Genomic DNA, 9957 nt, shown 5'->3' on the forward strand with positions numbered 1-9957 from the left:
TCTGCGCAGCACCTCAGGGGCGCGCAGTGGCCCGGGGCGCAAGGTCAGGCGCTAGCAGATCGGCATCTTTCAGGTTGCCTGCTGCACCTGATTGCGGCCGTTGTGCTTGGCCTTGTACATGGCCTTGTCGGCCGCCTGAATGAGCGTATCGGTGGTCATGCCGGCCTTGTAGGCCGCAGCGCCCATGCTCACTGTGATGTCGGGGCGTGAACCGGGGCCGATTTCGCAGTGAACGATATTGCGCCGGATGCGGTCTCCGATATTGGTGGCATCTTCCAGCGATGTGTTCGACATCAGCACCAGGAACTCTTCACCGCCCAGACGATAGACACTGTCGGCATCCCGCAGTGACTGACAGGTAATGTCGGCTACGGTCTTCAGCACCTGATCACCGACGTGATGTCCGAACAGGTCGTTAACCGTTTTGAAACGATCGATGTCGAGCAGCAGAATCGACAACTCCCGATCGTAGCGACGGCACAGTTCCAGTTCACGCTTCAGCGCATTGCTCAAAGAGAGGCGATTGCCGACACCGGTCAGAGGGTCGGTCAGCGCCGAGCGCAGCGCGTCCTGGTATCTGACCGCATTGCGGATCGGGTAGACAAAGAGATCCAGCAGGGATTCGAGCTTCACCAGTTCGCTTTCGGTAAAGCGCTTGCGCCGGGTAAATTCGACCTCGCCAAAGTAGTCATCGGTTGTGTTGAGCTGGTAGCTGGCCTTGTGGGCGCCTTTGGTGCCCTGGCTAAAGTGGATACCGGCAATATCATGCCGGTAGACCATTCCGTCAACGGCAACTGCTGACTGCACTTCCTGAAAGAAGTACCCCACGATGCGTTCTGCATCCAGCGTGGTCTGCAACAGACTGGAGATGCGCAGGCGCAACTCCTGCATGAAGGCATTGCTGCGCTCACTGCGGCGCTGCGTGACCCGCCGGGAATCCAGTGGGGTCACTTTTTTCTCACGCTTGAACAACTGATCCGGCGATGGGTGTGAAGCCATAACTACGTCCGTACTTTGACGATGTAGGAAAGGTTTAGCCAGAAGTGTGCCAGTTTCCTGCAATTTCTCGGAAAGCAGCCTGTTCAGTGGGTCTTGGCGAGATTTTCAGTGTTTCTTGGGGCGACAGAAGGGGCAGGGTGACAGAATTTTGTCACCCACTTATTGAGCGTCAAAGCTCTGGCCGGTCTGACCACTGCAGTGATGACTGAGCAGATAGAGCAGCAATGAGTTGTGGACTTCAGGTGCAGGCACGCTGGCCGGATCTTCCGCCGGATAGGCCGTGGCCCGCATCACAGTGCGGGTGCGGCCGGGGTTGACCACATTGACGCAGAAATCCGGAAGGGATTTCAATTCGTCAGCCATCGTTTCGGCCAGGCCCTCGACCGCGAATTTGCTGGCGGCATAGGCGCCCCAGTAAGCTCGGCCTTCGCGGCCGACGCTGGAAGACAGGAACACCACCCGCCCCTGATCACTTTGCTTCATCAGGGGCAGGGCGGCTCGTGTCAGATGAAAGCCGCCATGCACATTGATCTGGAAGACACGCTCCCAGGCTTCATGATTGTACTGCTCTATCGGGGTGCGCTGGCCGAGAACAGCCGCCGCATGCACGATGCCGTCCAGGCGCCTGAATTGCTGGTTAATGGCAATGATGATCTGGTGATAGGCTTCATAGTCCCGGGATTCGAGATCAAACGGCATCAGAATGGGCTCGGCTCCAGTCGCGGCCCGGATGCGGTCGTCAGTCTGCTCCAGCTTGCTCTGCGTGCGGCCCAGCAGGATGACGGTGGCACCGTGCTCGGCGCAGGCCATTGCTGCGGCCGCGCCAATGCCACTGCCGGCGCCGGTAATCAGTATGACCCGGTCGCGCAACAGGTCGGCTTCAGGTTGAAATTCTTCGAGATCGAGTCGGGCCACCTTGGTCATTACGCCTCCAGAGTAAAATGCATCAGATAGTTCACGGAAACCGAGTCGGTCAAACGTTGAGTGCGCAGCAATGGATTATAGGCAATGCCGCGCTGGTCGTGCAGGGCAAGACCGGCTTTACGGCACCAGTCGGCCAGTTCGCTGGGTCGAATCAGCTTGCCATAGTCGTGCGTGCCGCGCGGAATCAGGCGCAACAGGTATTCGGCGCCGAGAATGGCCGTGGTGTAGGAGAGCAGGTTTCGGTTGATGGTGGACAGAATCAGGTGCCCGCCGGGCTGCAGGCGCTGGGCACACTGCTGGATGATGGCTTCCGGGTCCGGGACATGTTCCAGCATTTCCAGGCAGGTGATGACCTCGAATTGGTCCTCTTCCAGCTCCTCGACCGGCAGTTGCCGGTAGCGCACTGAGTCCAGTCCAGCTTGTTGCGCATGGCCCTGTGCTACCTGAATGGCCACGGCGCTCATGTCAATGCCCAGCACATCGGCACCACGCACAGCCATGGCCTCGGCCAGCAGGCCGCCTCCGCAGCCGACATCCAGCACTCGTCTCCCGGCCACACCGCCGGTACGCTGCTCAATGTAATCGGCGCGAAGAGGGTTGATGTCGTGCAGCGGGCGAAAGTCGCCTTCCGGATCCCACCAGTGGTCGGCCACCCGGTCGAAGCGGCTGATTTCATCCGCATCAACATTGGCGCTGGTCTGGAGTCCGGTGTCGGGCTTGTCTGTCATGACTGCGCCGCCTCGGCCTGACCGGCGACAATGCGCTTCTGCCATTCGCGGGTTCGCGCCACGATGGCATCGCTGTCGAGTGTCGCGAGCTGACGATCACGCAAGACCTGCCGGCCGTTGACCCAGACGTGACAGACCTGATCACGACTGGTGGCATAGACCAGATGCGATACCGGATCATAAACCGGCTGGCTTTCAAGGCCCGTAAAGTCGACCGTGATCACATCAGCCTGCTTGCCCACCTCGAGCGAGCCCAACCGGTCCTGCTGGCGCAGTGCTCGGGCCGCATTGATGGTGGCCGTTTCCAGCGCTGCATGGGCGGGCAGCGCCTCGGCATTGCCGCTGACCGCCTTGGCCAGTTGGGCGGCAGTGCGCAGCTCGCCCAGCATGTCCAGATCATTGTTGGAGGCGGCGCCGTCAGTACCCAGAGTGACATTGACCCCTGCTTCCTGCAGCGCGTGAACCGGGCAGAAGCCGCTGGCCAGTTTCAGGTTGGACTCGGGGCAGTGGACGACTGTAGCGCCGCTGTCAGCGACCATGCGGATGTCGTCTTCGTTCAACACAGCCATATGCACGCACTGCATCTCGGGGCGCAGCAGGCCCAGCTCGCGCAGCCGGGCGATGGGGCGTTGGCCACGGTCGCGCTCGCTGTCTTCCACCTCGGTGCGGGTTTCATGCACATGCATCTGGATCAGCAGGTCGTGCTGCTCGCTGGCCGCAATGATCTTGCGGAAGGGTTCGTCGGATACGGTGTAGGGTGCATGCGGCCCCAGCGATACCATGATCTGGTCGTCACCTTTCAGTTCGGACGCCAGCGCCAGGCCCTTGCGCAGGAAGGTATCCGGCCCGTCGCCCCAGTTGGTCGGAAAATCGAGAATCGGAAAGCAGAGCTGGCTGCGGATGCCACTCTGGCGAATGACGTCGATCGTGTCTTCGGGGAAGAAATAGTTGTCGGCATAATAGGTGGTGCCACAGCGCAGCATCTCGGCAATGGCCAGTTCCGTGCCGTCACGGACAAACTCGGGGCTGACAAAACGCCCCTCAGCTGGCCAGATATGCTCCTGCAGCCAGGTCATCAACGGCAGGTCATCGCCCATGCCGCGAAACAGCGACATGGCCGCATGGCCGTGCATGTTGATCAGGCCGGGCATGATGACCTGTTCGGGCACCTCAATGACGTTGTCCGCCTGCAGGCTCTGGCGCGCCTGCTCGGTGGGCAGAATATGACTGATACGACCATCGGTGATGGCCAGACTGTGCAGGGTCAGCACCTCGCGTGCTGCATTTACAGTGACGATCCATCCGGCATGAATCAGGGTATCAACGTGGTTGGCAGAAGCGGCCATGGTGCCTCACAGAAAGGGTTGCAGAGTGATTGAATCAGCGCGCGACGGCTATTATGAAAGCCCGCAGACGGTATGCAAACTCAGGTACAACAAGGATAGCGTCTGATTGGTCTTCTGTCAGCCCGAATCAGTGCCCCAACACATTGATTTATGGTATGATTCGCCGGTTTTCGAATCTCCCGTTTTGGCTTCACCCGAAGCTGAAAAGGACAAAGGAAGAGCATCAGATGGGCGATTTAGCCAAAGAAATCCTTTCGGTCAACATTGAAGAAGAACTCAAACAGTCCTACCTGGACTATGCAATGTCAGTCATCGTGGGGCGGGCCTTGCCGGATGTGCGTGATGGCCTGAAGCCGGTACACCGTCGGGTACTTTTTGCCATGCAGGTGCTGGGCAACGACTGGAACAAGCCCTACAAGAAGTCTGCTCGTGTGGTCGGTGACGTAATTGGTAAGTACCACCCTCACGGTGACTCGGCCGTTTACGACACCATTGTGCGCATGGCGCAGCCCTTCGCCATGCGCTACACGCTGGTCGATGGTCAGGGTAACTTCGGGTCCATCGACGGCGACTCGGCAGCGGCCATGCGTTACACCGAAGTGCGCATGGACAAGTTTGCCCATGAACTGCTGGCCGACCTGGAAAAAGAAACGGTCGACTATGTGCCCAACTATGACGGCACCGAGCAGATCCCCGAAGTATTGCCGACCCGGGTGCCGAACCTGTTGGTCAATGGCTCCTCCGGTATCGCAGTCGGCATGGCGACCAATATTCCGCCGCACAATCTGGGCGAGGTGATCAACGCCTGTCTGGCTTTGATGCAGGACTCGGAACTGGCCGTCGATGACCTGATGGAGCACATTCCCGGCCCGGATTTCCCGACTGGTGGCTTTATTTACGGCCGCAAGGGCATCGTTGACGCTTTCCGCACCGGTCGTGGCCGCGTCTATGTGCGGGCGCGCACCCATGTCGAAGCCCACGAGAAGACCGGCCGCGAGACTCTGGTGGTCACGGAAGTGCCCTATCAGGTCAACAAGGCCCGGCTGATCGAGAAGATCGCGGAGCTGGTGAAAGACAAGAAGATCGAGGGCATTTCCGAGCTGCGCGACGAGTCCGACAAGGACGGTCTGCGCATTGCCATCGAACTGAAGCGCGGCGAAATGTCCGATGTGGTACTGAACAACCTCTATGCTCAGACCCAGATGGAATCGGTTTTCGGCATCAATACGGTGGCCCTGGTCGACGGCCAGCCACGCACGCTCAATCTGAAAGAGCTGCTGGAAGCCTTCATCCGGCACCGCCGTGAAGTGGTGACCCGGCGTACCCTGTTTGAACTGCGCAAGGCGCGTGAGCGTGGGCATATTCTGGAAGGCCTGGCGGTCGCCCTGAACAACATCGACCCGGTGATCGAACTGATCAAGGGCTCGCCCTCGGCAAAAGAAGCCCGTGAGCGACTGATCGGCCGCTCCTGGGAGCTGGGTGATGTCTCGGCCATGCTCGAACGGGCCGGGTCTGACGCCTGTCGCCCCGAGGAGCTGGACCCGCGCTTTGGCGTGCATGACAACCGCTACTTCCTGTCGCCCGAGCAGGCCCAGGCCATTCTGGATCTGCGCCTGCAGAAGCTGACGGGTATGGAGCATGAAAAACTGCTCGATGAATACCGACAGATCATCGAGAACATTGGCGAACTGCTGCGCATCCTGAACAGTCAGGCGCGGTTGATGGAAGTCATCGAAGAAGAACTCATTGCAGTACGCGACGAGTATTCAGACGACCGGCGCACCGAGATCATCGAAAACCGGGAAGATTTCTCGGTGGAAGACCTGATCACCGAAGAAGACATGGTGGTGACCATTTCGCACACCGGTTATGCCAAGACCCAGCCGCTGACCAGCTACCAGGCGCAGCGCCGGGGTGGTCGCGGCAAATCGGCACTGGGGGTCAAGGACGAAGACTTCGTCGATATGCTGCTGGTTGCCAGCACGCATGACACCTTGCTGTGCTTCACTGATGCCGGGCGTGTTTTCTGGCTGAAGGTTTATCAGATTCCACAGGCTGGTCGCCAATCCCGGGGTCGCCCGCTGGTCAATCTCCTGCAGTTGGACGAAACCGAACGGGTGACCACAATTCTGCCGGTGCGCGAGTATACCGAAGACCATTTTGTGTTCATGGCCACGGCTCTGGGCACCGTCAAGAAGACCAGTCTGCAGGCGTTCTCGCGCCGTCGCAGCAATGGCCTGATTGCGCTGGGCCTGGAAGAGGGCGACCATCTGGTACAGGCGGCCATCACCGATGGTTCGCAGGAGGTTATGCTGTTCTCGCAACAGGGCAAGGCGGTGCGCTTCAGTGAAGATTCGGTTCGCGAAATGGGCCGTACCGCACGAGGTGTGCGCGGCATTCGCCTGGCCGAAGACGATCGACTGATCTCGCTCATGCTGCCCAACGATGACGCCACCGTGCTGACCGTGTCTGAAAAAGGCTATGGCAAGCGCACCGCGACGGCCGAATTCCCGACCAAGAGCCGGGCGACGCGCGGGGTCATCTCCATGGTAGTGAATGAACGAAACGGTCCGCTGGTGGCAGCCATTCAGCTGATCGACGGCGACCAGGTGATGCTGATTTCGGATCAGGGCACGCTGGTACGCACCCGGGCCGAAGAAATTTCCGTGCTCGGCCGCAACACCCAGGGAGTGCGCATTATACGCCTGTCGAATGATGAGAAACTGGTTGGCGTGGATCGGATCGAAGAGCCGGAAGAAGTGGATGAAATGGAAGAAGAGGGCGCCGTGGCCTCGCTCGATGACGAAGCCGGTTCGGCGACGCCTGATGCGGCTGACGACGATGCCAGTGACGAGACCGATGACTGAGTTTGACCCTATGAGGCTGACGATCCATGGCTGATGGCAAAGACAAGACCCAGCCCCCAGTGGCTGACCAGAAAGAACTGTTGGCGCTGCGCGACCAGATCGACAGTATCGACGAGCAGCTTCAGCAGTTGATCAGTGACCGGGCCGCCTGCGCGCAGCGGGTGGCCGAGGTCAAACTGCAGGCGCGCGATGAGGGGCAGGCCGAGCCGCCGCTGTTCTACCGCCCGGAGCGCGAAGCCCAGGTGCTGCAGCGCGTGATGGCGCGGCATTCGGGCCCGCTGAATCAAGAAGACATGGCCCGCCTGTTCAGAGAGATCATGTCTGCCTGTCTGGCGCTGGAAAATACCCTGCAGGTGGCCTATCTGGGCCCTGAGGGCACCTTTACCCAGCAGGCGGCCATCAAGCATTTCGGCCAGTGGGTCGAGACCAAGCCGCTGATTGCCATCGACGAGGTGTTCCGTGATGTGGAGGCCGGGGCGGTCAACTATGGTGTGGTGCCGGTCGAGAACTCCACCGAAGGTGTGGTCAACCACACGCTGGATACGTTCCTCAACTCCAATCTCAAGATCTGTGGTGAGGTGGAGCTGCGCATCCATCAGCACTTGATGATCGGCCCCAACACCCGGCAGGATTCGATCTCCCGCATTTATTCGCATCAGCAATCGCTGGCCCAATGCCGCAAGTGGCTTGATGCGCACATGCCGCATGTAGAGCGCGTGCCGGTCAACAGCAATGCGGAAGCCGCCAAACGGGTCAATACCGAATGGAATGCCGCGGCCATCGCCGGCAGTATGGCGGCCGAGCTGTATGGCCTGGAAATCATTTCACCGAAGATCGAAGACCACCCGGAAAACTCGACCCGCTTCCTTATTATCGGTCGTGAATCGGTGCCGCGCAGCGGGCAGGACAAGACCAGTATCATTGTCTCCATGCGCAATGGCCCGGGGGCTCTGTTCGAACTGCTCAAGCCGTTCAGCGAGCAGGGTATCGACATGACCCGTCTTGAAACCCGGCCAGCGCCCAGCGGAAACTGGGCCTATGTGTTCTTTATCGACTTCAAGGGCCATCTGGACGACGAGAATGTGCAGCAGGTCCTGAGCCGGGTCGAAGAAAAGGCCGTCGAAGTCAAGCTGCTGGGGTCATACCCTATGGCCGTTCTCTGAATGACTGTGTCGACACCCGAAAGACCGTTTGCAACACTGGGCATTGTCGGCCTGGGGCTGATTGGCGCCTCACTGGCGGCGGCCCTGCGCAAGCGCGAAAGCAGGTTGCGCATTCTAGGTGCAGATCAGTCGGATGCCACTCTGGCCCGGGCGCTTGAGCTGGGCTATATAGATGAAGGCTGTACAGATCTGCTCGACCTGTGCCGCCGCAGCGATGTAGTGGTGCTGGCCGTGCCGGTGCTGAGCCTGCGCAACGTGTTCGAACAGTTGGCGCCGGCGCTGGCCGATGGTCGCACCGTACTGACGGATGTGGGCAGTGTGAAAGGGGTAGTGCGGGATGCCGCAGAGGCCGTGTTCGGCCAGGTGCCCGCGTGGCTGGTGCCCGGCCATCCGATTGCCGGCTCCGAGTTCAGTGGTGTTGATGCCGCAAACCCCGACCTTTATCACTGCCATCAGGTCATCCTGACCCCGGGGTCGGATACCGACCCCACCGCCACGGCCTGTGTTCGTGCCCTGTGGGAGCAGGTCGAGGCGACGGTGCAACTGATGACGGTGGATCGGCATGATGAGGTGCTGGCGGCCACCAGCCACCTGCCGCATCTGCTGGCGTTTGCGCTGGTGGACAGCCTGGCGCAGGAGTCGGAAAAATACGAGATTTTCCATTATGCCGCCGGCGGCTTCCGGGATTTTACCCGCATTGCCGCCAGCGACCCCACCATGTGGCATGACATTTTTCTGGCCAATGATCAGGCAACACTGGACGTACTGGATCGATATATGGACCATCTGCACACCGTGCGCGCCGCTCTGGCTGCCGGTGATGGGGAGGCGCTCCATACCGTGTTCCGTCGTGCCAAGCACGCGCGTGATTATTTTTCCCGCATACTTGATGAACGAACCGGGTAGACACCATGGCAGGTAATAACAGCAAAAAAGCACCCGTATTGACCATTGACGGCCCCAGTGGCGCCGGCAAGGGTACGCTCAGCCAGTTGATGGCAAGCCGGCTTCAATGGCATTTTCTCGACTCCGGGGCACTCTATCGACTCACCGCACTGTCGGCACACAATCATGGTATAGACCTGGACGCTGCCGAGGACGTCGCCACTCTGGCAGAACATCTGGACATCTACTTTGATGTCAATAGAGGCAGAGTCTTGCTTGAAGGTGATGATGTGACCCAAGTGCTGCGCACCGAGGAAACAGGCGCTTCCGCCTCGCGCGTTGCGGCCCATACGGAGGTGCGCAAGGCCCTGCTTGAGCGGCAGCGGGCGTTTCGGACCGCGCCTGGCCTGGTGGCAGATGGCCGTGACATGGGCACGGTGGTATTTCCCGATGCCGATCTGAAAATCTTTCTCACAGCCAGTGCCAATGAGCGGGCCAAGCGCCGCCTTGCCCAGTTGCAGGAAAGCGGCAGCGACGCCGACTTTGAATCCATTTTGGCCGACGTGCAGTCGCGTGATGAGCGAGACCGCAACAGGGCCGAATCTCCGCTGCTGCCGGCCGATGATGCCGAGACCATCGACAGCACGCACCTGACCATTGAAGAGGTGCTGGACGCGATTCAGGAAAAGGCCCGCGCCCGCGGGCTGTTGTAACGGCCTGACGGCCGATCGCGCAACGGGGTGCGCTCCCACGATAGTTCCGGTGCCTGTGTTCCGTAGGAGGCCACCCCGCTGGCCGATTTGGTCAGGGGCCTGCGGCCCCATCGCGCAACGGGGTGCGCTCCCACGATAGTTCCGGTGCCTGTGTTCCGTAGGAGGCCACCCCGCTGGCCGATTTGGTCAGGGGCCTGCGGCCCCATCGCGCAACGGGGTGCGCTCCCACGATAGTTCAGGTGCCTGTGTTCCGTAGGAGGCCACCCCGCTGGCCGATTTGGTCAGGGGCCTGCGGCCCCATCGCGCAACGGGGTGCGCTCCCACGATAGTTC

Annotated in this window: 8 protein-coding genes; 4 read left to right on the forward strand and 4 right to left on the reverse strand. The window is 60.3% G+C overall.

Going from position 1 to position 9957, the window contains the following annotated elements; all coding sequences use genetic code 11:
- Positions 1–69: 69 nt before the first annotated feature.
- From LAT62_RS14685 to LAT62_RS14700, 4 genes are all read right to left on the reverse strand, one after another.
- Entirely contained in the window at positions 70–999 is a 930-nt protein-coding gene (locus LAT62_RS14685; RefSeq protein WP_293385593.1) for a GGDEF domain-containing protein, read from the reverse strand.
- 159 nt (positions 1000–1158) lie between these two features.
- Entirely contained in the window at positions 1159–1923 is a 765-nt protein-coding gene (locus LAT62_RS14690; protein ID WP_293385596.1) for a YciK family oxidoreductase, read from the reverse strand.
- A complete protein-coding gene (gene ubiG, locus LAT62_RS14695; protein WP_293385599.1) occupies positions 1923–2651 on the reverse strand; it encodes a bifunctional 2-polyprenyl-6-hydroxyphenol methylase/3-demethylubiquinol 3-O-methyltransferase UbiG in 729 nt (242 codons plus the stop codon). Before ubiG ends, LAT62_RS14690 begins: the two co-directional genes overlap by 1 nt.
- Entirely contained in the window at positions 2648–3997 is a 1350-nt protein-coding gene (locus LAT62_RS14700; RefSeq protein ID WP_293385602.1) for a TRZ/ATZ family hydrolase, read from the reverse strand. Before LAT62_RS14700 ends, ubiG begins: the two co-directional genes overlap by 4 nt.
- A 227-nt stretch (positions 3998–4224) precedes the next feature.
- On the opposite strand from LAT62_RS14700, the gene gyrA reads away from it, so the two are divergent.
- From gyrA to cmk, 4 genes are read left to right on the forward strand one after another with little or no spacing between them, the layout of a single operon-like run.
- Positions 4225–6864, forward strand: a complete 2640-nt coding sequence (gene gyrA, locus LAT62_RS14705; RefSeq protein WP_293385605.1) for a DNA gyrase subunit A — start codon at positions 4225–4227, stop codon at positions 6862–6864.
- Between the two features lie 26 nt (positions 6865–6890).
- A complete protein-coding gene (gene pheA / locus LAT62_RS14710) occupies positions 6891–8027 on the forward strand; it encodes a prephenate dehydratase (protein ID WP_293385608.1) in 1137 nt (378 codons plus the stop codon).
- On the forward strand, positions 8028–8933 hold the full coding sequence (locus LAT62_RS14715; protein WP_293385611.1) for a prephenate dehydrogenase/arogenate dehydrogenase family protein: 906 nt from the start codon (positions 8028–8030) through the stop codon (positions 8931–8933).
- Positions 8934–8938: 5 nt separating this feature from the next.
- Entirely contained in the window at positions 8939–9625 is a 687-nt protein-coding gene (cmk, locus tag LAT62_RS14720; RefSeq protein WP_293385614.1) for a (d)CMP kinase, read from the forward strand.
- Positions 9626–9957 lie beyond the last annotated feature (332 nt).

The sequence above is a fragment of the Natronospirillum sp. genome, from assembly GCF_022565775.1.
Lineage (GTDB): Bacteria > Pseudomonadota > Gammaproteobacteria > Pseudomonadales > Natronospirillaceae > Natronospirillum.

Coding starts and splice junctions, on each gene's coding strand:
- LAT62_RS14685 (WP_293385593.1), bottom strand. CDS start 999: ATGGCTTCACACCCATCGCCGGATCAGTTGTTCAAGCGTGAGAAAAAA.
- LAT62_RS14690 (WP_293385596.1), bottom strand. CDS start 1,923: ATGACCAAGGTGGCCCGACTCGATCTCGAAGAATTTCAACCTGAAGCC.
- ubiG (WP_293385599.1), bottom strand. CDS start 2,651: ATGACAGACAAGCCCGACACCGGACTCCAGACCAGCGCCAATGTTGAT.
- LAT62_RS14700 (WP_293385602.1), bottom strand. CDS start 3,997: ATGGCCGCTTCTGCCAACCACGTTGATACCCTGATTCATGCCGGATGG.
- gyrA (WP_293385605.1), top strand. CDS start 4,225: ATGGGCGATTTAGCCAAAGAAATCCTTTCGGTCAACATTGAAGAAGAA.
- pheA (WP_293385608.1), top strand. CDS start 6,891: ATGGCTGATGGCAAAGACAAGACCCAGCCCCCAGTGGCTGACCAGAAA.
- LAT62_RS14715 (WP_293385611.1), top strand. CDS start 8,028: ATGACTGTGTCGACACCCGAAAGACCGTTTGCAACACTGGGCATTGTC.
- cmk (WP_293385614.1), top strand. CDS start 8,939: ATGGCAGGTAATAACAGCAAAAAAGCACCCGTATTGACCATTGACGGC.